The organism is Thermatribacter velox (genome assembly GCF_038396615.1).
Lineage (GTDB): Bacteria > Atribacterota > Atribacteria > Atribacterales > Thermatribacteraceae > Thermatribacter > Thermatribacter velox.
Window position 1 is genome coordinate 2150583 of record NZ_CP121689.1, and the last position, 24955, is coordinate 2175537.

Sequence of the window (24955 nt, forward strand, 5' to 3'; positions counted from 1 at the left end):
TGATTGGTTTCTCATACTCAAGGAAGTAGGCGGAATATTCACTTTTCAAGGTGCGCTTCACTTTTTGCCCCTGAAGGGCAAGAGATAATTTAACACAGGAGTTGGAGGTTGTCAATGGGTTCAGAATTACCTTTGAGGTTATATTGGGATAATCCTTAAAAGATTACCAGAAAATGGCATTCCGCATGGAATGCCATTTTCTGGTAAGATCGCTTACTCCTCACATTTTTTGAGGAGCTTTTCCCATTCCTGGTCAACGTATTTCTGGAATTCGTCAATGAGGTGTCTGTTTTCTGGTGAGAAGAGATGGCGGAATCTACCCTGAGTCTTAAGCCACTCTTCAACGGGTTTCTTTTCTTTGGGTTTATAGGTCAGGCGATATTTGCCATTTTCAATTTCATAAAGAGGCCAGATGCAACAGTCCACGGCAAGCTGCATGTTTTGAATGGTTTCCGAAGGAAGATGTCTCCAGCCTCGGTTGCAGGAAGCAAGGACGTTTATGAATGCTGGTCCGTCGGTGTGGAAGGCTTTTTCAGCTTTGGTGGTTAAGTCTCTCCAGTTGGAAGGAGCAGCTTGGGCTACGTAAGGAATGCCATGTGCTGCTACAATTTCGGTAAGGTTTTTCCTCCATTGAGTTTTGCCAGGAACAGCTTTGCCCACCGGACTGGTGGTGGTCCAGGCTCCAAGGGGGGTAGCGCTTGAGCGCTGAATTCCAGTATTCATGTATGCTTCGTTGTTGTAACAAACGTAAACAAAGCGATGTCCTCTTTCCAGAGCTCCAGACAGCGACTGAAGTCCTATGTCGTAAGTTCCTCCGTCGCCTCCGAAAGCTATGAAGTATATGTCTTCCTGGATTTCTCCTCTTTTCTTTTTAGCTCGGTACATGGCTTCTACTCCAGAAATGGTAGCAGCTGCATTTTCAAAAGCGTTGTGAATCCAGGGAATGGCCCAGGCGGTATAAGGAAAAATGGTTGTGGCTACTTCAAGACACCCGGTAGCGTTAGAAGCTATAACTGGCTTGTCTGCAGCAGCTAGAATAAGTCTTACCGCGATTGGGGCTCCACAACCAGCACAAAGCCTGTGTCCCGGAGTCAGTCTTTCTGGTCTTTTTACCAGCTCTTTAAGGGTTGGCATGGTTGTTACCTCCTTACTCTCTCAAGCCCAGATAATCAATGTGCTTTTCAACTCGACCTTTTTGAGCCACTTCTTCTGCCTTAAGGAAAGCTTGTTCTATGTCGGCAGGGAAGATATCTCTTCCGCCCAGACCGTAGATAAAGTTCATGATCAGAGGCTTGCTTTCGGCGTCGTACAGAGCAGAACGAATTTCGGTGAATACCGGACCGCCAAAGGCGCCGAAGGAAACGGAGCGGTCCAGAACGGCAACTGCTTTGAGTGGAGCCAGGGCTTTAATAATTGCTTCCTTGGGGAAGGGACGGAAACAGCGTATTTTGAGAAGTCCAACCTTCTTTCCTTTTTCGCGGAGAGCGTCAACGGTGTCTTTAGCCGTACCGCAGGTTGAACCCAGAGCCACTACGGCTAGTTCAGCATCGTCCAATTTGTATTTTTCGATGAGACCATAGTAGCGCCCGGAGAGTTTCCCAAATTCTTCTCCTACCTTTTCAATGATTTTGGGGGAATTTTCAATAGCTTCGATTTGGGATCTTTTGTGCTCAAAATAGTAGTCGAATAGGTCCAGGGGTCCATAGGTTACAGGGTGTTCTATGTCTAAGAGTGGGTAGCGAGGCTGATAAGGTCCAATAAAGTTTTTGACTTCGTCATCTTCAAGCGTTTCAATTCGTTCCATGGCGTGGCTGATAATAAAACCGTCCTGAGTAACCATGACAGGAAGGCGGACGTTCATGTCTTCAGCTATCTTTACTGCTTGGATCATATTGTCGTAAGCTTCTTGGGCGTTTTCTGAGAAAAGCTGAATCCATCCGGCGTCTCTCGCCCCCATAGTGTCAGAGTGGTCGCAGTGAATGTTGATGTTGCCCGAGAGGGCTCGATTGGCAACCATCATAATTATGGGCAACCGCATGCTGGCAGCGATATAAACTATTTCCCACATGAGAGCCAGGCCGTTGGCAGAAGTGGCAGTCATTACTCTTCCTCCTGCAGCTGCAGCTCCCACGCAGGCGCTCATCGCACTGTGTTCACTCTCCACAGTAACGAATTCAGTATCTACCAGTCCTTCGCTAACGTATTCTGCGAAACGCTCCACGCAGTCAGTTTGAGGGGTGATAGGATAAGCAGCCACCACATCAGGGTTAATCTGTTTCATTGCATAAGCAACGGCAGCGTTTCCGTTCATACCCATTATTTTTCCCATGTTAATCTACCTCTCTTTCCGGGCTCATCGCTCAGGGATCATAGTTATTGCCTTTACGGGGCAAATGCTGGCGCAGATGCCACAGCCCTTGCAGTGGTCGTAATCGAAACCACTCATTATGCCCTTTTCGGTTTCTACCAGCACTGATCCGTCGGGGCAGTAAGCCCAGCAAAACAGGCAGTTTATGCATTTTTCCTTGTCAACTTCAGGTCTTTCAGTTCGCCAGTCTCCTGTTTTGTATTCCCGGGCATTACCAGCTTCCGTGATTATGCCCCCGGGTGTTAACTCTTTCCATCCTTTTAGCTTGCTCATGCTATTTGCGCCTCCTCGTAAGCTCTTTTTAAGCAAGCGATGTTTTTATCAATAATCTCTTGCCGTAATTTTTCTCCAAACTGATGTTTTACTGCGTCAGCAACTACTTCAAGGGATACGCCATCAAAGACCTTGCACAGCGCTCCAAGCATGGGAGTGTTGACCACCACTCTTCCCAGGATTTCCCGAGATATCCCGGAAGCATCTACGGTGACCACCTTCCCGTTTTTAATAGCCAACTTCTCCCTGAGTTCCTGAGGAGTTCCTTCGAAGTTGGCAATTACAGTGCCTCCGGGTACTAAACCGTCCAGAATGTCACCGGAAGAAAGCAGAGTGGGGTCTACCACTATTACAAACTCCGGGTTGGTTACGCCACAATGGATTCTGATGGGCTGGTCGCTTACCCGGTTGTACGCTCTTACTGGTGCTCCCATTCTTTCTGGTCCGTACTCTGGAAAAGCTTGAAAGTATTTACCTGCTTGTAACAGTGCTTCAGCAAGAACTTTGGAGGCGGTAACCACTCCCTGTCCGCCCCTTCCATGCCAGCGTATTTCCAGTGGTTTTCTCAAGTTGAATCCTCCCTTCTTTAATCTACGTGAAGCTCTTTTCTTCCTTCTAAGGCTTGGGCCAGGGTAAGTTCGTCGGCGAGTTCCAAATCGCCGCCCAGGGGCAATCCTCGTGCAACTATGGAGATTTTGATTGGGAAAGTGCGAAGTTTACGAGCTATAAAAAGAGCAGTTACTTCTCCGTCTACAGAGGGACTGGTGGCGAGAATCACCTCCTTTATGTTGCCTTTCTGAATTCTTTGTAGCAGCTCCTCGATCGAGAGGTCCTGGGGTGTTTTGCCAGATAGCGGAGAAAGAGAACCCTGTAAAACATGGTATAAACCCCGATAACTGGTGCGCTCTAAGGCAATAACGTCCTGTGGTTTTTCCACCACACAAATGGTACTGCGGTCCCGAGAAGCATCCTGGCATATCTTACAGACCTCTCCTTCTGCATAAAAGCCACAAATTGAGCAATGTTTTATTTTTTCTCCTACCTCTTTTAGGGCCTGATAAAAGAGCTGTATCTCCTCACGAGGTGCTTTTACTAAGTAAAAAGCAATACGCTGGGCACTTTTTGGTCCAATGCCCGGCAACTTGGTAAGACTGGTAAGCAATTTACTTACTGCTTCTGGTAGAACTTGCAAGTCTCTCAATGGTTACCACCCTTAAAAGAAGCCGGGAAACTGTGCACCCCCGGTAATTTTACCCAGTTCTTCTTGAAGCATTTCTCGAGAGCGATTTAGCGCTTCGTTGACAGCCGCCATGACCAGATCTTGAAGCATTTCTACATCCTTTTCTTCAAGGAGCTCGGGATCAATTTCGATTTTTAAAATTTCTTGCTGACCGTTGCAGGTCACTTTGACCATTCCTCCGCCACTGGTAGCTTCCACGACTTTATTTTTTAGTTCTTCCTGTACCTTAGCTATTTTGGCTTGCATCTTTTGGGCTTCCTTAAGAAGATTCCTGAAGTTCTGCATCCTCTAAACCACCTTTCATATGGTCTTTTGAAGAGTAACCAACCAGCAAACCGGAAAACATTTCACAGACCTCACTTAGAGAAAGAGCTCCGTTATTGGAAGGAGGAGTGGGTGTCTTTTCCATTACTCTTGTTTGGGGTGTAGGTCTGGTGGTGGAGGGTTCGTTTAATGGATTTTTTTGTGGTTTGGAAGGATTTTCTAAAGCCGCAGAAGTTACACTTTCATCAATTACACATTTTATAAGGAGGTTTTTTCCGGTTATTTTCTGGCATATTTCCTTCAGAAGGGACAGGTTATCGCTTCTTTCCACACTTTCTTTATGAAATTGATAGCAGGGAGCGAAAGAAAGTACTACATTGTTTTCGTTTTCAAGCTTGCACTCCGCAGCTTGCAGGAAAGCGTAAAGGGATATTTTTTCATTTTTGATGGTTTTGAGGATTTCTTGCCAATGAACCCTGAAAGGATCTTGGGGACGTTCCGAAGCAGGTGGCACTTTTTCGTTCTGTTCGGGTTTACTAACACTTTCCGGAGATGTGAGAGGAACGCTACCTTCGGCGCGTTCTTTCCCTTTGCTTAACTCCTGAGCTATCTGGAGTATACGCAGTTCCAGTACAATTTGCGGATTAAGCGAATGGCGCAGTAGGGCTTCTATTTCCTGGAAATCTTTTAGAATCTTCTGTATCTGTTGGATGGAGAAATCTTGAAGTAGTTCTTTTAGCTTTACCGAACGCTGGGGAGAGACGTGGGCCAGTCTCTTTTCACCAGTCAAAGCGAAAATCAGTAGATTTCGAAAGTAAGCAAGTAAACTATAATATATGTTCTCACTGCTGAATCCCTTGTCTATCCATCCGTTGAAAATCACAATTGCTCTTTTTTCGTCACCTCTTTTTAGGGCTTCCACAAAGTCGTCCATTTCCTGGTCGTCTGGTTCTCTCAAAATTTGCGAAACGGTTTCCCAATTTATTTCCTCGCCCCACACCAGGAGCTGCTCCAGGTATACTTCAGCGTCTCGTAGGGAACCCTTTGCTTTCAGGGCGATCCTATAAAGCAGGTCTTCACCAATGTCGAGATTTTCAGCCTGGGCGATTTTTTTTAACTGTTTAACAATGTCTTCTTCGGAAATAGCGTTGAAATTTATTCTCAGGCATCGCGAAAGAATGGTGTCAGGAAGACGTTGGGGGTCGGTCGTGGCCAGGACAAATATCACGTGTTGTGGAGGTTCTTCGAGTGTCTTCAAGAGGGCATTGAAGGCTTCCTGGGTTAACATATGAACTTCGTCTATGATGTAGACCTTAAAGCGGCACTGAAGTGGGGCGTATTTTATTCTCTCTCGCAGATCTCTTATTTCATTGATTCCACGGTGGCTTGCCGCATCTATTTCTACCACATCCAGTGAACCACCCGAAATGATGGCTGTGCAGTTTTTGCACTTTCCACAAGGTGTTGTGGTTACGCCTTTCTCACAGTTGAGAGCCATGGCTAAAATGCGGGCTGTGGTGGTTTTTCCAACCCCGCGAGGTCCACAGAAAAGATAAGCGTGATGTATAGAGGATTTCTTGATGCTGTTGGTTAGTATTTTTACAGGTATTTCTTGGCCAGCTATTTCCTCAAAGCGCAGTGGCCTCCACTTACGGTATAGTACCAGATAGTCCAAAATTTACACCTCAACCAGAAACTCTACAAAACCCGCTTTTCGACAAACTGCCTCTGACCACGCACCGACACTCGATGACTTTTCTACAGCCGAAATCCGGGCAGGTTGCTCCAGTCAGGCACCCTTGCGGCACCCGAAGAGCCTTGCGTACCGTTGCTCCCTCCCGGGCCTGGCGGGGTTGACAAGGATTCGTTGCGCAAGACCCGACTTTCATCGCCCCTTACCAAGACCTGCGCTACAGAAAAGCACCTTATGCCGGATTCGACCCTGCTATAGCGGATTGCAGGTTACAGGGCACCGCTAACTCCCCATCTAGCGTGGTCAGAGGCATATCTTGGCGGAGAGGGTGGGATTCGAACCCACGAGACAGGCTCAACACCTGCCTACCCGCTCTCCAGGCGGGCGCCTTCGTCCAGCTCAGCCACCTCTCCACAATTATCCGTTTTGTCCCGACCATATTATAAATAGTAGGTATAAATTTTACAAGGAGCTACCTGGTGGGGCTTTTAGGGGAACCAGCTTCTATTAGCTCTGGGACGTTAAAATGTTAAAATAAAAAAGGAATTATTATTTTTGTTGAGGAGGAAAAACATTGAAAAATCTTTCCAAGCGGACAGCGCAACGACTCGTCAGGTGTTATTATTTGGCTCGAGAGGCGCGAGCTCTTGGAGTTGAGTTTATAACCAGCTCTAAAGTGGCTCTTCTTTTGGGGGTGGATGAAACCCAGATTCGCAAGGATATGGCCTCTGTGAACCTGGAGGGTGTTCCCCGCAAAGGGTATCCGGTTGAGGAGATAATCAATAGACTTGAAGAGGTTTTTGGATTAAAGAAAGACCGAAATGCGGTTTTGGTTGGTGCTGGAAACCTGGGCAGGGCATTGCTCAATTATCCGGGTTTCCTGCGCTATGGGGTAAGGATAGTGGGTGCTTTCGATAAAGACCCTCAGAAATACGGTAGAGAAGTCGGAGGGGTTTGGGTTTATCCAGTGGAGGAGCTAAAGGAAAAGGCAAAGACTTTGGAGGCCTGTTTAGGTATTATTGCTGTTCCTCCTCGTGAGGCGCAGGGGGTTGCAGATATACTTGTCGAAGCTGGTGTCGAAGGAATATGGAATTTTTCTCCAGCTCTTATCAGAGTTCCTGCTCACATAGCCCTCAGAAACGAATGTCTGGAAAGTGGTTTGGTAATGCTTCTCCACGAAGTGGAAGTGATTAAAAAGTCTTTAGCTGGCAGCTAAAACGGTGGTAGAGATGGGTGAAGATGCCTCTTTTTTCTCGTGAGAATCGTTTGTTGTTGATAGCGATAGGCATTGTTTTCCTGGTTCTTTTTTTTCTGAAATATGGTTATTTTGCTGGGAGTATCCAGAGTTACGTCGTTATTATAGAAAGTGCCAGTGGAAAACAAGTCTTGCAGGTTACGCCTGAGCTCAAAAAGGAATTGCGAGTGTCAGGTCCCCTGGGTCAGACGGTGGTTCAAATAGAAGAAGGAAAAGTATGGGTAGCCAGTTCACCTTGTCCAGACAAAACCTGTATGCGAATGGGCAGAATTCCCGACAATGGGGGATTTATTGCCTGTCTACCCAACAAGGTGCTAATTTATCTTGAAAAACGTCCTTAAAATCTCCCTAAATCTCCAGCAATGAAATGGTCCAGAACCAAAGATGCTGCGCCCAACAGGGTAACATCCTCTCCCCACTGGGAATAGTATATTACAGAGCTGGTGTAATCTCGATAAAGAAGTCGTTCTTCGATTACTTGCTGAACAGAGCTTTCTATGAATTCTCTGGCAAGAGCAATTTCTCCTCCGATTACCAGAACCTCAGGGTTGTAAAGATTTAGCAGGTTCACCGCTCCTATGCCTACATATTGGCCCAGAGAAGCAAATATTTCTTTGCAAATCGGGTCGTTGCCTTTGGCTCCTTCAAGCAGGTCTTGAAAAGAAAGAGTGTTTTCTTTTTCCCGCAACCGTTTTTTTAGGAAAGAACTTTTTCCAAGCCAGGCTGCTTCCAGGGCTTTTTCTATCGCGCTTTTGGTACTGCAGTAAAGTTCCATACAGCCGTAATTTCCACAAACACAGCGAGGACCAAACACGTTTATGCTGGTATGTCCTATCTCCCCAGCTTTTTGATCGGCCCCCTGGTACAGTTTCCCGTCCACCATGATACCTGCCCCAACCGTTTCGCCAACCATGAAATAAATCAGGTTTTTTGCTTCTTTAGCTTTTCCTCCCCAGGTTTCATGAAGACAGGCCGCGTAGGCATTGTTCATCATGAAGATAGGAAGATCATACTCTCTAAGGACGGGTCTTAAGTCCAGGTTGCGATGGGCAAGGAAAACAGGATGGGCCAGAATGGTAAAGGACTCTGGATCTACTGGTCCAGGGACGCTGACCCCAATCCCAAGAATTAGGCTGAGAGATTGAGTAGCGTATTCTAAAACGTGGATGAATTCCTTCTGGAGTTCTACCAAGGCCATTTCCGTATTTTCAAGCAAGCTGTAATTTGAATCGCGGCGATACAGAATGTTAGGTCCCAGGTCAGTAAGGGCCACCGTGAACCCCTTTTTCTTGAAGCTAATGGCCACCACGTAAAAAGCCTGGTCGTTGAAAGCCAAGAGAATGGGCTTCCTTCCCGCCCTGGTGTCCGAAGTGCCCACTTCAATGAGCAAACCTGCTCTTATCAGGTCGTTCACGATGTTGGTTATGGTGGGTTGGGTTAGACCGGTTATCCGGGCTAACTCTATCCGCGATAAAAACCCTCGCTTTTTGACCAGCCTGAGCACCAGAGAGCGGTTTTTGGTCTTAACGTCGCTCAGATTATCGCCAATTTTCTCCTCGGGCAATCCTGGTTCCTCCTTTTTGTTCCTTTACATTATAAAAGAAGGCATTGCATTTAGTAGTATAATATAAGTGTTTTTCAGAGAAAGCTGGAGGTTGAAAATGGATTTCTCCAGGCGAAAGTGGAAAAGCATGCTACGCTGGCTCTATCCTGGAATGAAAGTCAAGAGATGGTTAATTATAGCCATTGCAGGTGTTTTACTTATATCCCTGGGTTTGAGCCTGATTCTTTCCGTGCCCTATTTGCGAATCATTTATTATTCCTGGAGAACGCTGGTATACGAGCTCATTCGTAGTTACTGGTTAGGAGTTTGTTTCGGATTGCTTTGGATTGCCGGTGGTATAGCGCTGGTTGTGTATGGATTGCAAAAGATGAATCGTTCTATCATAAGCGCCATTAGACCCGACACTCACGAAGAGGTTGCTCAAACTATTTTCAGGAAAAGACAGCTGGAGAAGGGCCCCAGCATTGTGGCCATAGGCGGAGGCCATGGTTTGCATACCTTGCTACATGGAATAAAGGAGTATACTTCTAATGTAACTGCAGTGGTTACCGTGTTTGACGATGGAGGGAGCTCTGGAAAGTTGCGCCAGGAGATGGGCCTGCTGCCTCCGGGTGACATCCGCAACTGTCTGGTGGCTCTTGCTGATTGCGAGCCGCTCATGAGAGAGCTGTTTAACCACCGTTTCAGCCATGGCAACAGCCTCAATGGGCACAATTTTGGGAACCTTTTCATAGCCGCCCTCACCCAGATAACCGGTGATTTTCAGAAAGCGATTCTGGAATCCAGCCGGGTGCTGGCGGTGCGGGGCAAGGTATTGCCTACCACGCTGGAGAGCGTTGTTCTTAAGGCGGAGTGCGATGACGGGGCAATTATTACCGGGGAGTCCAATATTGGACAGTGTGGAAAAAGGATACGAAAGCTTTTCTTAGACCCGCAGGATGTAAAAAGCACGCCAGAAGTTTTGGAAGCCATTGCTAAAGCCGATATGATTGTGCTTGGTCCGGGAAGTCTTTACACCAGCGTGCTTTGTAATTTAGCTGTTCGGGAAGTGCGTGAAGCAATCTTGCAATCTCCAGCTCCTCTGGTTTTTGTGTGTAATGTTACTACCCAACCCGGAGAGACTGATGGCTTTACTCTTTCCGACCATCTTGAGGCCCTGTTTCAATTCCTGCCGCCTTACCGAGTTAATTATGTGTTGGTCAATGAGGAAATTCCCCCCGCGGAAGAGCTGGAAAGAATGTTAGCTCGGGGCATTAATCCGGTATCCGTTGACCATGAAGTGTTGCCTCCTGGCCTGAAGATAATCAGATCGCACCTTCTTTCTTCGGAATTTCCTACGCGTCATGATCCTGAAAAACTTGCCCGAGCTTTGGCTCAAATTCTGGTTAAGGAACAGCCTACCTGGAGTTTTTATTTCGCTCTGTATACCCGGGAAGGATTAAAAAGTTTCAAGGTTTCCCACGTGGTTAACGACTTGAGAACTCGTAGGAAACGTGTAGTTTCCTGGAGCGATTGATCTTTTAGTTAGACTGGTTGGTCGCTTCGGTAGTGAGTTCCTAAAGAAAAAGGATTGTCAAAAGCTGCTTTTGCAACCATTAAAGAAACCTCGACCAGGTTTTCTAATTCTTTGAGTGGCTGGGATACACCAAAGGTTTCAAACAGTTGCGAGATCCGGCATCTGAGCTTCAGGAGTTCTTGTGTTGCCTTTCTTAATTCTTTACCATTTCTCAAAAGCCCTACTTTCTTCCACATAATTTCTTGTATTTCATGAGTTAGATCAGAAAGCAAGGATTCAGGTGGAGCCTCACCTGCTGGAGGCACACAAGGAAGTCTGGTGGGCAAACGGGGGGAGGCGGTTTTTTGAGCAAGAATGTCTTTCGTCGCAAGATAGGCAAAGGTAAGTCCATCGAGCAAGCTTACCGAAGCCAAGCGATTAGCGCCATGCACTCCACTGCAGGCCACTTCGCCTATAGCGTAAAGCCTTTCTATGTCAGTTCTGCTTCGGGTATCGATGCGCACACCACCGCAAGCAAAATGAGCTCCAGGAACGACAGGTATGGGCTCTCGAGTGATATCTATACCCTGCTTTAGTGCTTCCTGGTAGATGTAGGGAAAGGTTTCTCGTATTTTTTGGGGTTGCATTTTTCGATAAAGGTCCAGGTATACGCATGGCAAGCCCTTTTTTTCCATTTCCTGGAAGATGGCTCTGGCTACAATATCCCGTGGAGCCAGGCTACCTAAGGGGTGATACTTTTTCATGAAGGGTTTGCCGTCTGCGTCCACTAATTCTGCACCTTCACCTCTTACTGCTTCGGAGATGAGGAGAGTGGAAGCTGAACCTGGTTTGTATAGAATAGTAGGGTGAAACTGGATAAACTCCATATTAATCAGAGAACAGCCAGCTCTTTTAGCCATTGCAAAGCCGTCTCCGGTACACCATTTTCCTCCTGAAGCGTGTTTGTATATCTGATTTAAGCCCCCTGTGGCAAGAATGGTATAGTCTGCAAAAACTGGAGTTATAACATTGCTTTTTTTGTCCAAGAAATAACTTCCCAGACAGGAATTCCTACGGTAACGCCAGGATACTTCGGGGAGCTGGTTGGAAGTTATGAGCTCCAGAGCGAAAAAATTATTTTTGACTTCTATTTTGGGTTCTTTTTTGAGACGCTGATTAATGGCTTCCTGAATGACCTTGCCAGTGTAGTCTTTAACGTGCAGTATTCTTCTCCTGGAGTGAGCACCTTCCTGGAAGAGTTCCCACTTTCCGTCGCAGCTTCGGTCAAAGGGAATGCCCAGTTCTTTTATCAAAATTTTTTCTACAAGATAAGGTCCTAATTTACAAACCCACCTGGCGCTTTTCTCCCATGAGGAGTAGTTGGAAGCTTCCATAATGTCTTTGAAAAGGAGCGTCCAGTGGTCGTTCTCACCACGAAACACGATTCCTCCCTGGGCTTGAGCAGTGTTTGATTCTTCAAAACTCTCTCCTTTGGTGGTTACCAGCACTCGCCTGCCGCTTTTGGCCAGCAATAGAGCAGCAATACCCCCAGCTATTCCATTGCCGATAACTAAAACATCGTATTTCATGGGTCTAATCTTTCAATGGAGAGGCTTATGTCAATCCAGGTTGCTTGGTGGGTTACATAGCCAGTGGAGATAATGTCGGGACCCAGTTCGGCAATAGAACGTATGCTGGTAGGATCTACTCCGCCGGAGACTTCAACGATTGTTTTGTTTTTGGCCAGACTGATAGCTTTGCGTAGCTCCTCAAGGGGCATGTTATCCAGCATGATTACATCTGCTTTCGCTTCCAGAGCTTCTTCGACTTCCTGCAGGGAGCGACACTCTACTACGATTTTGGCCGTAAAGGGAACAGATGGTCTTATTCTGCGGACGGCTTCTTTTACTGAGCCACATAGTGCTATGTGGTTGTCTTTTATCAGTACGCAATCATAGAGTCCCAGGCGATGATTGGTTCCGCCGCCGCAACGGACTGCATACTTTTCAAAGATGCGCAGTCCAGGGCTGGTCTTGCGGGTATCGGCAACTTTCACGGGGAGGCCTTTTATGGCTTCTACCATCATATGGGTTTTGGTAGCAATACCGCAGAGCCGCTGCAGCAAGTTGAGGGCCACTCTTTCTCCCATTAGGATTCCTCTTGCTTTTCCCCGAAGTTCTATCAGGGTGTCTCCCTTGTGAAAGGCCTTGCCTTCTTCTACCAGGATGGTGTGCTGGATTTCAGGATCCAGTAAAGAAAATATTCTGACTGCGAAAGGACCTCCAGCCATTATTCCATCACTTTTGGCTTTTATGAAGGCTTTCACCGGAAGTAAGGAAAGTTCTCCCAGACCCTGGGTGGTAATGTCATCAAACCCAAGATCTTCCTCAAGGAATGCTTGCAATCTTCGATCGATATCCCAGGGAACAAAGCCTTTCATGATCCGGCTCCTTTCTTTAAGAGGTATTGGTTAAACCTCTGATCTTCCACCACGCCCCAGAGGAGATAGGCGGCAAGGCGTCTTAGTCCTCCTTTTTTTCCAAAGCGATCCCACATGGAGCGGCAGTATTCGAAGAAAAAAATCTGATTGTTGAGAATCTGGATAACTTCTTGCGGCGTTTTGCAATCGGTATATAGAACTCTCTTGCCCATACCTGCTGCCTGAATAATGCGAACGGGGTTGTTGCTCAACACCAACTCTGCTTGCTCCAGCGCTTCGCTGTAAAAACGGGTCAAGTTGATATACTTGGATTGTTTCCATAAATATCCTTCAACAATGTCCCCTTCGAAACTTCGACAATAAAACCAGCCTTTTTTTTCAGCGATTTCTTTTGTTTTTTTGGTGGAAACTCCTTTGGGAATTACCAGAAGAAAGTAGTGTTTGTGGGTGTTGGAGCAAAGGACCTCCGTGAGCTCCAGGGCATTAAGGAGCTCTTCTTCAAACTCCTGTGTTTTGGGAAAGAAAGCGAGAATCGGGTTTTTGCCATGAAGAAATTCAAAGCTGGATGGAGGACAGAGATCAACCAGGATATTGCCAACAAAGTAGCTGGGTAGAAGATTCTGCCTGTAATGACGATTCATTCTCTGGTCGTCGGTTAAAATTACCTCGACGCTTTTCGATATCATAAGTTTTTGAAAAAAAGAAATTCTTCGTTCGTTGAGGTCTCGAGAGACCCTAACCCAAATTATTTTTTTGTGAGCGAGAAAGTGAAGCAGAAAAAAATAACTTAGCCGGTTTCCAAAGTAAACCAGCTCTGTTTCTTCAAGCTGTTTTCTGGGTCGCAGATAACGGCGAAACCGTAAATAGAGATTGAGAAATTCAGTCAAACTGGTAAAAGGAGATTTACTTTTCTGCCGATACTCTTTTTCGGAAGAAGAATCCAGAGCAGGATAGATAGTAACCTCTGCTTGGGGATCCAGGTTACGTATTTCTTCCTGGAGTTTCTGGGTCACCTTTTCTTCCAGTGCTTTTTCTGGTATAAAGAAAAAGTGTTTCATCGTCTCCCCCGTGATTTTACGTAGCTATTATATTATAAGAGTTTGGTCAACTTTTCCTGGCAGTGGAACGAAAAAGTTTTCGGTAAGCTTTGAATAAGTTGTAAAATAATAAGAGACCATGATGGGGGTATGTTCAGATGCGTCGAGATATTAATTATTTTTTCGGAATTGGTAATCTGGTGCGTGACCCCGACTTACGCTTTACTCCCCAGGGCACACCAGTTTGTCGTTTCAGCATTGCCATGAATAGGCGTTACCGGGACAAAAACGGTAACTTTGTAGATGATACTACTTTTGTTACTGTAGCTGCCTGGTCCAAGCTCGGAGAGCTCTGTGCCCGTTATCTCTCTAAGGGCTCGAGAGTGGCGGTGGTTGGAGAGTTACGTTCCAGCTCTTGGGAAGACCGCAACGGTGGGAAGCGAGTTAGCTATGAAGTGAGAGCCGAGAACATACAATTCCTAACACCCGTCAAACCTGCGGTGCAGGAAGAAGTTAAAGAAATTCCCGATCTTGGAAGCGATTTTGAAGCGCCTGAGCCTTTTACTTTTGATGCGGCTGATGCCGAGGAAGAAATTCTGGGAGATCTGGAGGATATACCTGTAGATGATCAAGAAGAAGGCATGGCTCCTTTTTAAGAAGCAGCCGCTTTGGATAGTGTTATTCTGGTTATCCCTCTTTTTTTTGTTGCTCAATCCCTGGGCTTGGGGAGCAAAGGTTCAGCTTGAGATAAAAATCGATGGTGAAACGCTGCTTCAAGAAGTTTCTCTGCTTAGCAGAGGGACGCAGAGCCTGGTTGCAGTGGAAGAACTGTTCCCTGAGATAGGAGGGATCAGTTATTATTCCCCCATCATGAAAAAGGTACGCCTGGTGTATAAGGATGCCAGTTGGACTATAGCGCTTGACAAAGGTGAGGCGGTATCAGAAAGCGGCGAGGTTTTGAAGCTGGAACCTAACCAAGTTGTGGTTGTGGATCATACTGTCTATGTGGACACAACCCTTCTTGAACAGTTTTTTGGTTGGCAAGTTGGCTTGCAAGCTCAGGTTGAAGCCCCTTCTTCCGTGACACCATCTCCTCCAGAAGTGCCGAAAACCTCCTCTCTTCCGCAAACGGCTTCGTCCCAAAACTTGTTGGCGGGGGTACGCTTTTATACCCATCGGGATCAGGGAAAAACCAGGGTTACTCTTGATTTCTCAAAAGAACCACCCTTGCATGAGATGCGACAAGCCGAATCCCAGGTTTTTCTTTATCTCGATAACTGCGCCCCTGGCCCAGGCGTGGGCGAACTGATTCGGATTGAGGATGGGCGAGTCCGTGATGTTCGGGTTTATGAGGAAGCAGGAAAAACAGTGGTTCGCGTTTCTCTAGAGAGACCGGTTAAGGTTGTAAAGGGCGTTCTTGGTGGGAACAAGCCGCGTATTTTCCTCGACCTTGTGGATTCGGTAGAAGCGGAGACATCGGTTTCTGAAAATATAAAGCCTGAAGCAGAGCCCAGGGTTGAGGAAAAAGCGCCGGCGACCGAAATACTCCTTCCTGAGGATTTTGTCAATCTCGATGTAGTAGTTATCGACCCGGGTCATGGTGGCAAAGACCCAGGTTGTGTGCAAAATGGTTACCGAGAGAAAGATATTGTGCTTGCTATTTCTCTAAAACTTAAAAAGGTCTTGGAAGAAAAAGGATTCCAGGTGTATCTTACCCGTGACACGGATGTCTACCCCACCCTTTCAGAGCGCATGCAAGTAGCAAACACAAGACGGCCTTTTGCTTTTTTGAGCATTCACTGCAATGCCGCTCCTGTACCTTCGGCCCGGGGAGTGGAAATTTTTGTCGGTGATACTTACTATCGGGGAGAAGGAGCTCAAGAAGTCGCTGCTCGTGAAAACCAGATATTTCAACTGGAAACAAATTTGGACGGAAACGGTAAGTGGGACAAAATGTTCAGTAGTGGTTTTTACCTGAAGAGTCGGGAAGCTGCTGCAGAGCTTGCTCGTTTATTGCTTGGCGGCATAACCAGGAAAACGGGCCAGCTTGATCGAGGTATCAAGACGGCTCCTCTTATTGTACTGAGCGATGTGCTATTCCCTGCCTGTCTTATGGAAGTGGGTTTCTTAAGCAATCCTGCTGAAGCAAAAAACCTGGCTTCCCCGACTTTCCAGGATCGGCTTGTGCAGGGCATAGCGGAGGGAATTGTGGCCTTTCGCAATTCTTCCAAATTAAAGCAGTATGTTTCAGGTAATGGGCAATGAGAAAAGGTAGAAAGCGTTCCAGAAAAAACTTAAGTTTTGTTTTGCAAGCTCTCCTTTATCTTCTCATTGGAGTCGGCTTGTTTTTTGCTGTAGTGTATGGAGGCGAATTGCTTTTCGTTAACAAAAAAGGGGTGGAAAGAAGCGAGGAGAAAGCTACTCCGCGAGTGGTGGTGCCTCTTGAAGAATCTCAGGAATCTCCTCTTTCTCAAGGTAGTGCATCATCTCAGGGAGAAAAAGAGGTGGTTCTCTATTTTACTGACGAAAACTTTATCTATCTTTTTGGAGAAAAAAGGGCGGTTAAAAATGATGCCCATTTTCTCGAGAATGTAGTCGAAGCTTTGCTGAAAGGCCCAGAGACCGAAGGCCTTTACAGCCCTATCCCCAAGGATACCAGACTTAACGCGATATTTGTTGAGGATGGGACTGCTTATGTGGACCTCAGCGAAGAAATGATTTCCGGGCAATCTGGTGGCACCAGTCAGGAGTTTTTGAGTGTTTTTTCTCTGGTGAATACCTTGACCGGGCTGGGAATGGGGATAGAGAGGGTTAAAATCCTGGTTGATGGAGAGGATAAAGATACACTGTGTGGTCATATTGATATTTCGAGACCCTTGGGAAGGGATGAAAAAACCATTGCAAAGATTCAATAGTTTTCAGGAGTTGGGAGCTTATCTGGGCAGAAGAAAGGAAGAACAGGGGATGAGAAAGAACGGTAGAAAAGCAGACGAAATAAGGCCGATTGTGATCCATCAGGGTTACCTCAAATATGCGGAGGGTTCGGTGCTGATAGAAGCAGGTAATAACCGCATCGTGTGTTCAGTGTCTATTGAAGATCGGGTGCCCCCATTCTTAAAAGGCAGTGGTCAGGGATGGATAACCGCTGAATACGCGATGATACCCCGAGCTACCACTACACGGAACATCAGGGATTCGGTGAAAGGGAGAATTGGAGGTAGATCACACGAAATCCAGCGCCTCATTGGCAGGGTCCTGCGAGCTGTGGTTGATTTGAGCAGTCTCGGTGAGAGAACTTTTATGGTGGATTGTGATGTTATTCAGGCAGATGGTGGCACCAGGACACTGGCTATCACTGGTTCTTTTGTAGCCCTGGTTGAAGCTCTCTGGGGGTGTGTTGATCGAGGCATTTTGTCTCGAGGTATAGTGAGGGATTACCTGGGAGCTGTAAGTGTGGGAGTAGTTGAAGGAAGAGAACTGCTGGATCTTGACTTTGAGGAAGACTCCAACGCGGAAGTAGATATGAACGTGGTGATGACAGGGAGTGGCAAGCTGGTAGAAGTTCAGGGGACTGCTGAGCGCAGCCCCTTTGATCGCGAAGCCCTGAACCGCCTGTTGGATCTTGCGGAGAAAGGCATCGGAGAAATTATTGACCTTGAGAAACGCCTTTTTGAACGGGGGTTGCCGTGAAAGACACTCGTGAAGTCTTCCTGGTTACTGGCAACCAGGGCAAACTCCGGGAAGTGAAAGCTATTTTGGCTCCCTTTGGTATCCAGGTGCGTGGTATCGGTGAAGTTGCTCACATTGGTGAAATTGAAGAAACGGGAAAAAGCTATGCCGAAAATGCGCTTTTGAAGGCTCGGCGGGGGTTTGAAGTAGCGGGGAAAATCGTTCTGGCTGAGGATTCAGGTCTGGAAGTTGATTATCTAAAGGGAGCTCCAGGCATATATTCGGCAAGGTTTTACGGGCTTGACAGCGCAGAAGCAAGGAATGCGAAAATTCTCGAACTTTTACAGAACGCACCCCCTGAAGAACGCAAGGCCCGCTTTGTTTGCGTAGTGGCTTTGGTATGGGGAGGTGGGGAACGGCTTTTTGAAGGTGTTTGTGAGGGATTTATAGCGGATAAAGCCTCCGGTAAAGGCGGTTTTGGCTACGATCCCATATTTATCTTCCCCCCTTATCAGAAAACCTTTGCCGAGCTGGGTGAAAACTTTAAAAATCGTTTTAGTCATCGTGCTCTGGCTTTCAGAAAGTGTGCCGAATTTTTGTTGCAAAATGTCTTTGAGGGTTGAGTGCCATCACACCCCAGAGACGCTCAACCCTTTATGTTCTGCTAATCGGCGCAGGGTTTCTGCATACACGCTATAATCAAAAGGAGTATACAGCACAAAGTATACTTCCTGGAGTGGGGAGTCTTTGTGTTCCATAAGATAGTCAAGGACAGTCTCCAGAGCAATCTGAGAGGCCTCTTTTATTGGATAACCATAAGCTCCGGTGCTGATAGAAGGAAAAGAGATAGAACGAAGACCTTTTTGCTCGGCGATTTCCAGGCTTGAAAGATAGGCACTTTTGAGAAGCTCTGCTTCACCATGAGTTCCTCCTCGGTATACCGGTCCTACTGCGTGGATAACGTATTTTGCTTTCAGATTGCCACCTGAGGTAATCACTGCTTTTCCAGTAGGGCACCCCCCTATTTTGCGGCATTCCTCGGCGATTTTTGGACCGCCAGCGCGGTGAATAGCACCGTCCACGCCACCTCCTCCAGCGAGACGGGAATTGGCAGCATTTACAATGGCATCCGTTTCTTGTTTGGTTATATCTCCTTGCACAAGAATGAGCTTTTTCTGGTTGACGGTAACCTCCAAAGCACATCCCTCCCTGAGCAGAAGACAAATGCAAACCCTAAAGACCCTGTTTCTTTCATTTTAGGCCTTTGACCTTCCTTTATCAAGGGGTCGCCGTTGTGGTGGCGGGGAAGTTTTGGGCTTTTATGTGCTGTGGTAGAATAGAAAAAACTTGCAAGGACGGTGGGAGCTTTGCTCGAGACCATACCACAGCGTATAAAGAGAGTAGCCAGAGAATACAGGGATAAAATAGCAGTCTCTCAGGGCGACTTTACTCTTAGGTACTCTGAACTTGTTGGAGAAATTGAGCAGGTAGCCAGAGAGCTTGATAGGGCGGGCGTTAAAAGTGGTTCGAGGGTGTTGCTGGTTTTGCCGAACAACTGGTTTGCACTGCGGCTCATTCTGGCTTGTTTTGAGCTGGGTGTTGTACCACTTCCAGTTTCTCCACGCTATCCAGAGCATTTTATAGAAAAGATTTTCAGTCTTGCTGATGCCAGTCTAATTATTACCTGGAAGGAAAAGGTGCTTGCTGAAAATCTGCCTCAGGCCTTGCTTGAGGAGAATGGCAACCTTATTTTTCGGAGTAAACCACTTTCCTTCAGAGAACAGTTCCCTGCTCTGGAAAGTCCGGTTGCTGCTCTTTTTGCCACTTCAGGCACTTCGGGCATTCCCAAACTGGTTATGTTGACTCACCACAACATTCTTTCAGACATCGATAGTTGCTTTGACCTTGTAGATATCTCTCCTGAGGACAGAATGCTGGGTGTTCTTCCCATGTTTCATGTGTTTGGTTTCTCGATTGCTTATCTTTTGCCTCTGGTCAAGGGCATGATGCTGACCATCGTGCCCTCACTTTATCCTCTGGATGGCTTGCTTGAGTCATTGAAGCACTATCAGTCCACGGTATTTCTGGGCGTGCCTGCTCTTTTCTCGATACTTGCTGGGGCCAGGGCTCGTCAGAAATTTGACCTTCACCCCCTGCGTCTTTTAATCTGTGGTGGTGATGCACTTCCTTCCCGGGTTCGAGAAAATTTTGAGAATGCTTTTGGTCTCAAAATTATAGAGGGCTACGGGATTACTGAGGCCTCTCCGGTGGTTTCTGTTAATCCTTCTCCTGAGGTACGAATTCCGGGCTCTGCAGGTCTGGTTATTGATGCAATTCATCTGCGCATCGTTGATGAAGAAGGGAACGAGGTTGCTCCTGGGGAAGTTGGCGAAATTGTACTTTCTGGAGACCCTATTTCTCCCGGCTATTTTCGCAATCCGGAAGAGAATGCCCGTTCTTTTCGTGGTGGATGGTTCTATACCGGTGATTTGGGCAAAAAAGACGAAAAGGGCATTTTATACATTGAGGGGAGAAAGAAGGAATTGATCATTGTATCTGGTTTCAACGTTTATCCGCGGGAAGTTGAAGAAGTAATAATGGAATTTCCGGGCGTTGCCCAGTCAGCAGTTATAGGCGTAAAACGAGATGTACGAGGCGAGTTGATTAAAGCCTATGTCGTACCTGCTGAGGGTGCTACTTTGGAGCCCCTGCAAATTGTTCGTTTTTGCAAGCAAAGACTGCCCCACTATAAAGTGCCACGCATTGTGGAAATCGTTAAAGAACTCCCCCAAACGGTTACCGGGAAAATCATGAAATATGCCATTAAGTCCTCAGGTGCTGAAGTTGAAGTTAAGGAGTAAGCTTGGAATTAAAGACTGTCAAAGCTATCAAAATTTTTCCTGGGGTGCGGTAAATTGATACGCGTTATCTCTGCAGCATTGATTTTTTTGGTTCTGATTTTACTTTCCTTTTTGCTCTTCCCCCTGGTACTGGGTTTTCTGGTGGCTCTGGCTCTTTTTGTAGTGGGTGTTCTGTTGGGTGGGGTGTTTTTAATCATTTTGACCATACTGGGTTGTCTGAGTTTTCTATGGTGGGTATTTATCTTTCTTTGAGGGTGAGCGTTGGTGCGGGTAGGCTTTTTTTGTCGTTATGTTCCTTTTGAGTTGATTCTGGCTTGTGGGGGAGAACCCCTTCAGATGCAATTGAGAGGGCCTGAATTAAGAGGAGATGCTTCTTATTTCCCGGTACCGTTTTGTGCTACAGCTAAGTTTTTCGTTGACTGGCTACAAAGCACCGGTCGCGATAGCCTGGATGTTGTAGTTTTTGCGGGAAGTTGTGATGCTGCTCGCAGATTATATGAAGTTTCACAACGTCTTTTTGCCGATAAAATACCCCTTTTTTTACTGGAAGTTCCCCATCATGTAGACAAGATGACCCTGGCTCGCTTTGCAGAGAATTTGCGTCTTCTGGCCTTCAGCTTGGGTAATTTGTCGGGGATTACGCCTCTTGCTGTGGCAGAACGATTGCTGGAGATAACGCTTTCTTCCCTCAAGTGGCGTTCGAGGTGGAGCGAACTGTTTTTCAAGGGTTCTGTTTACGGAGATACTTTAAGAAAATTGAATTTCCTGGATTTGCCCTTTGCTGATGCACCACCAGGTGTCAGAACAGGCATTCCTATTCTCCTTTCTGGGGGCCATATTTTTATACAGGAAGTAACCACCCTGCTTGAAGAATCTGGTTTTTTGGTTTTTGAGGATTCGCCTTATGCGATGCGCAAAGTTTTGAGTGAGGACCTTAGGAAGCTGGATGTAGCAGCTGAAAGGGACCCTTTTCTGGCTCTTTCCGAGTTGTATTTGCGGTCTTTGCTTCCCTGCCCCCGAGTAAATGATCTGCGAAGGTTGGACATGTTGAAAAAGGTTATAACTTCCCTGGGAATTTTAGGGATAGTATATTTTTATCCCAAGTTTTGTGATTTTTCGCTTTATGAGTTGCCGCTCCTCAAAAAGGAGCTTTCTCTGCCCTTGCTTGCCATTGATTACGACACTTCACAGGAAGAAGCGCCTCGCTGGCGAATACGAATCGAAGCTTTTTATGAATCTCTTTCTGGCCATGCCTGGAAAAGACCTGCTTCTTAAAACTGCTGGATATTTTTTGCAATGGAGATACCCTTTCCGCTTGCTAAAAATTTACGAGAAATGGCTGGCCAAAAGATGGCCGGTTCCCAATCTTGCTCAATTTTCGTACACAACCACTATAAGGGAGATACGGGAGCTCTATGGCCAGGAGAAGCCCGTGATATGGGCGAGTTTCTTTTTCCCCAGTGAATTTATTCACGCTGCTTCCTGCAAGGCTTTTTATCCAGAAATTGCGGGAGGATTAATTGCTGCCTTAGGTCTTGCACATTACCCTTTCCGGGAAGCTGACCAAAACTGGTTCTCCCGAGACTTATGTAGCTATCACCGTCTGGCAGTAGGGATGAGCTTACTACGCTTTTTCCCCAGGCCAGCTGCCCTACTTGCCACAACGGGTATTTGTCAGGGAACGGTTGGCTTTTTCAAATGGCTTTCTCTCATCTGGAAGGTACCCTGTTATATAGTCGACGTTCCTTTGCAAAACAGCAAGGATGCAGTGCTCTATGTTGCAAGACAACTCGAGGAGATAGCTTCTTCTCTTTCCCGGAGGCTAAGGATTACCTTTGCCTGGGAAGACGTTTTTCATCTTTCCCGAAAAACTGGGGAATTAATTGAAGAGCTGGAAGCGAAAAGGCGCAAGAAAGAGATTTCTTTCTCTCCACCAACAAAAAATCTGGAATATCTGCCCTACTATTACCAGTTTATGGGCAGCGAGACAGCGCTTGCTTTTTTTGAAAAGCTTTTGCGAGAAAGCAAGGGGGCTAATAAGTCTTCCTGTGCTGGTAAGGCCGAGATTATCTGGCTTCACCTCAAACCTTACTTCATTAATCAAAGCCTTGATTCTCTTCTTGAAGAATTTGGTTTCGAGGTTTTATTTGAGGAATTTGCTGATGTGTATAAGGGTGAGTATAATGTGGAACGACCTTTTGAGACCCTGGCCAGAAAGGTTTTACATAGTCTGCGCTTTATGCGGGCTGATTTGCGGATAAAGCGCACCCTGGCTTGGCTGAAAGGCTATGGCGCGCAGGGTGTTATTCACTGTAACCAGTGGGGTTGTCGGCAGAGCCAAGGCATGGAATTTCTTCTGCGCAGGTCTCTGAATGCTGCTGGATATCCAGTACTTTTTCTGGATGGAGACCATTTGGACCGAAATTACTTTTCCTTAGAACAATTAAAGACCCGCTTACAGGCTTTTCGGGAAATGCTGGGGTGATGCACAATGGTTCTGGGAATTGATGTTGGTTCAAGAACTACCAAGGCGGTGCTTTGGGATGGTAAGAGCATTCTTGCTTTCCGTATAGAGCCCACCGGAACCAACATGAAGGAAAAAGCTTCTCAAATGATAGAGGCGATTTTAAAAGACTGCGGTTTGGGCTCTGATAAAGTGGATAAGATGGTGGCTACCGGTTATGGCAGACAGCAGGTTGACGCCGCAAAAAGAGTGAGCGAGATTTCCTGTCAGGCAAAGGCCATCCATTTTTTGTTTCCCAAGGCAAGGACGGTTATTGACATAGGAGGTCAGGACAGTAAAGTCATCTTACTTGGTTCAGAAGGCAAAGTGCTTGACTTTATCATGAATGATAAGTGTGCAGCAGGGACGGGTAGGTTTTTGGAAATGATGGCCGGGGTACTGGAGATAACGCTCGAGGACTACGGCGCGCTTTTTAATCTCGCTACTGAAGAAGTCAGCCTTTCTTCTACTTGTGCGGTGTTTGCTGAATCGGAATTGATTAGTCTGATGGCTGGTGGGAAGAGGCGCGAAAGCTTAGCCCGGGCGGTTTGTTTTTCGGTAGCAGAACGGACTGTTTCACTGATAGAACGTGTAGGGGGCCAGCCTCCTTTCGTTTTTACTGGAGGAGTAGCTAAAAATCGGGGCGTACTGCAAGCTCTGGAGAAAAAGTTAAAGACTTCTTTGCTGGTGCCTCCTTACCCTCAGATAACAGCTGCTTTGGGAGCCTGTCTTTTGGGATAGAATGGTGGATGAATTCAGAGTTGCGACGTGCAAAAGTTACTTGCAAATCTGGTTCTTGCATATTTTTTCAGTGTAAGTTTTTGGAAAACAAAGGTATTGTTTTTCGAAGGCTTTAGTTCTAAAATAAAGATGAACCGGGCAAGGAGACCTTGGTCGTGATGACCACTTATAGAGGGGAAAAGGTTTTGTCTCTCTCTGCCCGGTTTTCCCTTTTAAAAGGCCAGACAGAAAAGGTCGAGAAGCACTGCAGTACCAAAGTGAAGCAAAAAGACTGGAATAAAACTCCCTGCTTCCAGGGCCAGTATTCCCATACCTAATCCTCCCAGGATGGAAAGCAAGTATTCGGGTTTGCCCCGGTGAAGGAGGGTAAAAATGACAAGCTGAATGAGCAAGGCGTACTTCCCAAACTTTTTCTGCAAGCCAAAAAGTAGGTACCCCCGGCACAAGAATTCCCAGCTAAACATGTTGAGTGCCACCAGTGTTTCGTATTTCATGAATGCCAGAGAATCGGTACGGGCAGCCGGTAAGGCGGGATAATAGTTGCGATATACCGGGTTTCTGGATACCCATAGTGCCCACGCTATGCCGATTGCGAAGAAAAGCAAGAACCACTTAATCCAGTTTACTTCCTTTTTGGGTTTAAAGCCCAGCTCAAGAGCCGGAAGGCGCAAGTAAAGGAGATTAATGAAAAAGGGAGCCACGAAAAACCATATTGCTCCAGAAAGAAAAACATTTAGGGAAGCTTCTTCTCCTTTAAAGGGATAAAACCAGCGGTTTTGCAAGGAAAGGTCATATAAAACCACACTTAGAATTGAGGAAACAATGATCATGCTTTCTTTTTGCAACAGAAACATCAGGTATTCTCTTATCTTTTTGAACACATCGTTCACAGCAGGCACCCCTGTACCATTTTACGCTGCTTCAGTGTAGAAAGCCAGTTTTAGAATGCGCAGAAGCGTTCTTTTCGGGAATAAGAGATTTCACAGCGGGTTTTATTTACGTAAAAGCTGCTTGTGGAGGTGGTTGAATTGGCCGAAGCAAAACATGCCATGACTCGTAGAAACCTTGAGGATGCTTATTCCGGAGAATCGCAGGCTCATATGCGCTATCTAATTTTTGCAGAGGTAGCTGAAAAAGAAGGAAAACCCAACATTGCTCGTCTCTTCCGAGCTATTGCCTTTGCAGAACAGGTGCATGCTACCAATCATTATCGTACACTGGGTAAGATAGGTTCCACCACCGATAATCTGGATATGGCCATTGCTGGTGAAACCTTTGAAGTGGAGGAGATGTATCCCGTTTATAACAACGCGGCAAGTTTCCAGGGTGAGAAGGAGGCAGAAAGAAGCACACATTACGCTCTGGAAGCTGAAAAGATTCATGCCAAAATGTATACGCAGGCGAAAGAAGCAGCGTTACAGGGCAAAGACCTGGAAATTGGCACCGTTTATATTTGCCCAGTTTGCGGTTACACTGTGGAGGGTAGCGCTCCTGACCACTGCCCAGTGTGTGGGGCGCCCAAAAGCCAGTTTAAAGCTTTTTAAGGGGGAAT

Annotated in this window: 27 protein-coding genes, 1 tRNA gene and 1 other RNA gene; 14 read left to right on the top strand and 15 right to left on the bottom strand. The window is 46.5% G+C overall.

Annotated features, from left to right (window positions below; genetic code table 11):
• Positions 1 to 213: 213 nt before the first annotated feature.
• The 9 genes from QBE54_RS10785 to QBE54_RS10825 all read right to left on the bottom strand — a co-directional run bounded on the left by QBE54_RS10785 (position 214) and on the right by QBE54_RS10825 (position 6251).
• The gene (locus QBE54_RS10785) at positions 214 to 1134 is read right to left on the bottom strand and encodes a thiamine pyrophosphate-dependent enzyme (protein WP_369018194.1); all 921 of its coding nucleotides are present in this window, start codon (positions 1132 to 1134) and stop codon (positions 214 to 216) included.
• Between the two features lie 13 nt (positions 1135 to 1147).
• The gene (gene porA / locus QBE54_RS10790) at positions 1148 to 2329 is read right to left on the bottom strand and encodes a pyruvate synthase subunit PorA (protein ID WP_369018195.1); all 1182 of its coding nucleotides are present in this window, start codon (positions 2327 to 2329) and stop codon (positions 1148 to 1150) included.
• A gap of 24 nt (positions 2330 to 2353) precedes the next feature.
• Entirely contained in the window at positions 2354 to 2641 is a 288-nt protein-coding gene (locus QBE54_RS10795) for a 4Fe-4S binding protein (RefSeq protein ID WP_369018196.1), read from the bottom strand.
• Entirely contained in the window at positions 2638 to 3210 is a 573-nt protein-coding gene (locus QBE54_RS10800; protein ID WP_369018197.1) for a 2-oxoacid:acceptor oxidoreductase family protein, read from the bottom strand. The genes QBE54_RS10795 and QBE54_RS10800 overlap by 4 nt, the downstream gene beginning before the upstream one ends.
• 17 nt (positions 3211 to 3227) lie before the next feature.
• Positions 3228 to 3833, bottom strand: a complete 606-nt coding sequence (gene recR, locus QBE54_RS10805) for a recombination mediator RecR (RefSeq protein WP_369019441.1) — start codon at positions 3831 to 3833, stop codon at positions 3228 to 3230.
• A gap of 21 nt (positions 3834 to 3854) precedes the next feature.
• Positions 3855 to 4166: a YbaB/EbfC family nucleoid-associated protein gene (locus tag QBE54_RS10810; RefSeq protein WP_369018198.1), complete on the bottom strand. Its 312-nt coding sequence runs from the start codon at positions 4164 to 4166 to the stop codon at positions 3855 to 3857.
• Positions 4141 to 5820 (bottom strand): DNA polymerase III subunit gamma/tau, encoded by a 1680-nt coding sequence (gene dnaX, locus QBE54_RS10815; RefSeq protein ID WP_369018199.1) that lies wholly within the window; start codon positions 5818 to 5820, stop codon positions 4141 to 4143. The genes QBE54_RS10810 and dnaX overlap by 26 nt, the downstream gene beginning before the upstream one ends.
• Before the next feature lie 57 nt (positions 5821 to 5877).
• Positions 5878 to 6141: signal recognition particle sRNA large type (ffs, locus tag QBE54_RS10820), an RNA gene on the bottom strand.
• 14 nt (positions 6142 to 6155) lie between these two features.
• A tRNA-Ser gene (locus QBE54_RS10825) sits at positions 6156 to 6251 on the bottom strand.
• Positions 6252 to 6412: 161 nt separating this feature from the next.
• Here QBE54_RS10825 and QBE54_RS10830 point away from each other — a divergent pair.
• Positions 6413 to 7054: a redox-sensing transcriptional repressor Rex gene (locus QBE54_RS10830; RefSeq protein WP_369018200.1), complete on the top strand. Its 642-nt coding sequence runs from the start codon at positions 6413 to 6415 to the stop codon at positions 7052 to 7054.
• 23 nt (positions 7055 to 7077) lie between these two features.
• Positions 7078 to 7434, top strand: coding sequence for a NusG domain II-containing protein (locus QBE54_RS10835; protein ID WP_369019442.1), 357 nt, complete (start codon positions 7078 to 7080; stop codon positions 7432 to 7434).
• Here QBE54_RS10835 and QBE54_RS10840 read toward each other — a convergent pair.
• Positions 7431 to 8657, bottom strand: coding sequence for an ROK family protein (locus tag QBE54_RS10840; protein WP_369018201.1), 1227 nt, complete (start codon positions 8655 to 8657; stop codon positions 7431 to 7433). The two genes, QBE54_RS10835 and QBE54_RS10840, sit on opposite strands and share 4 nt — an antisense overlap.
• Positions 8658 to 8754: 97 nt before the next feature.
• Here QBE54_RS10840 and yvcK point away from each other — a divergent pair, with 97 nt between their 5' ends.
• Positions 8755 to 10173 carry a uridine diphosphate-N-acetylglucosamine-binding protein YvcK gene (gene yvcK / locus QBE54_RS10845; RefSeq protein WP_369018202.1) on the top strand — a complete coding sequence of 473 codons (1419 nt, stop codon included), beginning with the start codon at positions 8755 to 8757 and terminating at the stop codon, positions 10171 to 10173.
• 8 nt (positions 10174 to 10181) lie between these two features.
• Here the strand turns inward: yvcK and QBE54_RS10850 are convergent, their stop codons facing one another.
• Genes QBE54_RS10850 through QBE54_RS10860 form a run of 3 tightly spaced genes read right to left on the bottom strand, consistent with a single transcriptional unit; the run spans position 10182 to position 13650 of the window.
• A complete protein-coding gene (locus QBE54_RS10850) occupies positions 10182 to 11741 on the bottom strand; it encodes an L-aspartate oxidase (protein WP_369018203.1) in 1560 nt (519 codons plus the stop codon).
• Positions 11738 to 12592, bottom strand: a complete 855-nt coding sequence (gene nadC / locus QBE54_RS10855; RefSeq protein WP_369018204.1) for a carboxylating nicotinate-nucleotide diphosphorylase — start codon at positions 12590 to 12592, stop codon at positions 11738 to 11740. The genes QBE54_RS10850 and nadC overlap by 4 nt, the downstream gene beginning before the upstream one ends.
• Complete coding sequence (locus QBE54_RS10860; RefSeq protein ID WP_369018205.1) at positions 12589 to 13650, bottom strand: hypothetical protein; 1062 nt, start codon at positions 13648 to 13650, stop codon at positions 12589 to 12591. The genes nadC and QBE54_RS10860 overlap by 4 nt, the downstream gene beginning before the upstream one ends.
• A 137-nt stretch (positions 13651 to 13787) precedes the next feature.
• Between QBE54_RS10860 and QBE54_RS10865 the strand changes: the two genes are divergently transcribed.
• From QBE54_RS10865 to rdgB, 5 genes are read left to right on the top strand one after another with little or no spacing between them, the layout of a single operon-like run.
• Positions 13788 to 14285, top strand: a complete 498-nt coding sequence (locus tag QBE54_RS10865) for a single-stranded DNA-binding protein (protein WP_369018206.1) — start codon at positions 13788 to 13790, stop codon at positions 14283 to 14285.
• Positions 14254 to 15894, top strand: a complete 1641-nt coding sequence (locus QBE54_RS10870; protein WP_369018207.1) for an N-acetylmuramoyl-L-alanine amidase — start codon at positions 14254 to 14256, stop codon at positions 15892 to 15894. The genes QBE54_RS10865 and QBE54_RS10870 overlap by 32 nt, the downstream gene beginning before the upstream one ends.
• Entirely contained in the window at positions 15891 to 16544 is a 654-nt protein-coding gene (locus QBE54_RS10875) for a GerMN domain-containing protein (protein ID WP_369018208.1), read from the top strand. Before QBE54_RS10870 ends, QBE54_RS10875 begins: the two co-directional genes overlap by 4 nt.
• Before the next feature lie 49 nt (positions 16545 to 16593).
• Positions 16594 to 17319 carry a ribonuclease PH gene (rph, locus tag QBE54_RS10880; protein WP_369019443.1) on the top strand — a complete coding sequence of 242 codons (726 nt, stop codon included), beginning with the start codon at positions 16594 to 16596 and terminating at the stop codon, positions 17317 to 17319.
• The gene (gene rdgB, locus QBE54_RS10885; RefSeq protein ID WP_369018209.1) at positions 17316 to 17921 is read left to right on the top strand and encodes an RdgB/HAM1 family non-canonical purine NTP pyrophosphatase; all 606 of its coding nucleotides are present in this window, start codon (positions 17316 to 17318) and stop codon (positions 17919 to 17921) included. Before rph ends, rdgB begins: the two co-directional genes overlap by 4 nt.
• Positions 17922 to 17927: 6 nt before the next feature.
• Here the strand turns inward: rdgB and QBE54_RS10890 are convergent, their stop codons facing one another.
• A complete protein-coding gene (locus tag QBE54_RS10890) occupies positions 17928 to 18494 on the bottom strand; it encodes an O-acetyl-ADP-ribose deacetylase (protein WP_369018210.1) in 567 nt (188 codons plus the stop codon).
• Positions 18495 to 18656: 162 nt separating this feature from the next.
• Between QBE54_RS10890 and QBE54_RS10895 the strand changes: the two genes are divergently transcribed.
• The 5 genes from QBE54_RS10895 to QBE54_RS10915 are packed head-to-tail and all read left to right on the top strand — an operon-like array spanning position 18657 to position 23403.
• Positions 18657 to 20159 (top strand): class I adenylate-forming enzyme family protein, encoded by a 1503-nt coding sequence (locus QBE54_RS10895; protein WP_369018211.1) that lies wholly within the window; start codon positions 18657 to 18659, stop codon positions 20157 to 20159.
• Between the two features lie 54 nt (positions 20160 to 20213).
• The gene (locus QBE54_RS10900; protein WP_369018212.1) at positions 20214 to 20411 is read left to right on the top strand and encodes a hypothetical protein; all 198 of its coding nucleotides are present in this window, start codon (positions 20214 to 20216) and stop codon (positions 20409 to 20411) included.
• Positions 20412 to 20423: 12 nt separating this feature from the next.
• On the top strand, positions 20424 to 21434 hold the full coding sequence (locus tag QBE54_RS10905; RefSeq protein WP_369018213.1) for a 2-hydroxyacyl-CoA dehydratase: 1011 nt from the start codon (positions 20424 to 20426) through the stop codon (positions 21432 to 21434).
• Positions 21409 to 22644 carry a 2-hydroxyacyl-CoA dehydratase subunit D gene (locus QBE54_RS10910; protein WP_369018214.1) on the top strand — a complete coding sequence of 412 codons (1236 nt, stop codon included), beginning with the start codon at positions 21409 to 21411 and terminating at the stop codon, positions 22642 to 22644. The genes QBE54_RS10905 and QBE54_RS10910 overlap by 26 nt, the downstream gene beginning before the upstream one ends.
• A 6-nt stretch (positions 22645 to 22650) precedes the next feature.
• Positions 22651 to 23403 carry an acyl-CoA dehydratase activase gene (locus tag QBE54_RS10915; RefSeq protein WP_369018215.1) on the top strand — a complete coding sequence of 251 codons (753 nt, stop codon included), beginning with the start codon at positions 22651 to 22653 and terminating at the stop codon, positions 23401 to 23403.
• Between the two features lie 212 nt (positions 23404 to 23615).
• On the opposite strand, the gene QBE54_RS10920 is transcribed toward QBE54_RS10915, so the two are convergent.
• Positions 23616 to 24293, bottom strand: coding sequence for a CPBP family glutamic-type intramembrane protease (locus QBE54_RS10920; RefSeq protein WP_369018216.1), 678 nt, complete (start codon positions 24291 to 24293; stop codon positions 23616 to 23618).
• A gap of 159 nt (positions 24294 to 24452) precedes the next feature.
• Between QBE54_RS10920 and QBE54_RS10925 the strand changes: the two genes are divergently transcribed.
• Positions 24453 to 24947, top strand: coding sequence for a rubrerythrin family protein (locus QBE54_RS10925; protein ID WP_369019444.1), 495 nt, complete (start codon positions 24453 to 24455; stop codon positions 24945 to 24947).
• Positions 24948 to 24955: the final 8 nt, after the last annotated feature.

Excerpts from the sequence above, each read along its gene's own strand:
- QBE54_RS10915 (WP_369018215.1), top strand. The coding sequence starts at position 22,651 with ATGGTTCTGGGAATTGATGTTGGTTCAAGAACTACCAAGGCGGTGCTT.
- yvcK (WP_369018202.1), top strand. The coding sequence starts at position 8,755 with ATGGATTTCTCCAGGCGAAAGTGGAAAAGCATGCTACGCTGGCTCTAT.
- QBE54_RS10875 (WP_369018208.1), top strand. The coding sequence starts at position 15,891 with ATGAGAAAAGGTAGAAAGCGTTCCAGAAAAAACTTAAGTTTTGTTTTG.
- QBE54_RS10910 (WP_369018214.1), top strand. The coding sequence starts at position 21,409 with ATGCCTGGAAAAGACCTGCTTCTTAAAACTGCTGGATATTTTTTGCAA.
- QBE54_RS10860 (WP_369018205.1), bottom strand. The coding sequence starts at position 13,650 with ATGAAACACTTTTTCTTTATACCAGAAAAAGCACTGGAAGAAAAGGTG.
- QBE54_RS10785 (WP_369018194.1), bottom strand. The coding sequence starts at position 1,134 with ATGCCAACCCTTAAAGAGCTGGTAAAAAGACCAGAAAGACTGACTCCG.
- QBE54_RS10850 (WP_369018203.1), bottom strand. The coding sequence starts at position 11,741 with ATGAAATACGATGTTTTAGTTATCGGCAATGGAATAGCTGGGGGTATT.
- QBE54_RS10870 (WP_369018207.1), top strand. The coding sequence starts at position 14,254 with ATGATCAAGAAGAAGGCATGGCTCCTTTTTAAGAAGCAGCCGCTTTGG.
- QBE54_RS10925 (WP_369019444.1), top strand. The coding sequence starts at position 24,453 with ATGACTCGTAGAAACCTTGAGGATGCTTATTCCGGAGAATCGCAGGCT.
- QBE54_RS10865 (WP_369018206.1), top strand. The coding sequence starts at position 13,788 with ATGCGTCGAGATATTAATTATTTTTTCGGAATTGGTAATCTGGTGCGT.
- rph (WP_369019443.1), top strand. The coding sequence starts at position 16,594 with ATGAGAAAGAACGGTAGAAAAGCAGACGAAATAAGGCCGATTGTGATC.
- QBE54_RS10835 (WP_369019442.1), top strand. The coding sequence starts at position 7,078 with ATGCCTCTTTTTTCTCGTGAGAATCGTTTGTTGTTGATAGCGATAGGC.
- porA (WP_369018195.1), bottom strand. The coding sequence starts at position 2,329 with ATGGGAAAAATAATGGGTATGAACGGAAACGCTGCCGTTGCTTATGCA.
- QBE54_RS10795 (WP_369018196.1), bottom strand. The coding sequence starts at position 2,641 with ATGAGCAAGCTAAAAGGATGGAAAGAGTTAACACCCGGGGGCATAATC.
- QBE54_RS10810 (WP_369018198.1), bottom strand. The coding sequence starts at position 4,166 with ATGCAGAACTTCAGGAATCTTCTTAAGGAAGCCCAAAAGATGCAAGCC.
- nadC (WP_369018204.1), bottom strand. The coding sequence starts at position 12,592 with ATGAAAGGCTTTGTTCCCTGGGATATCGATCGAAGATTGCAAGCATTC.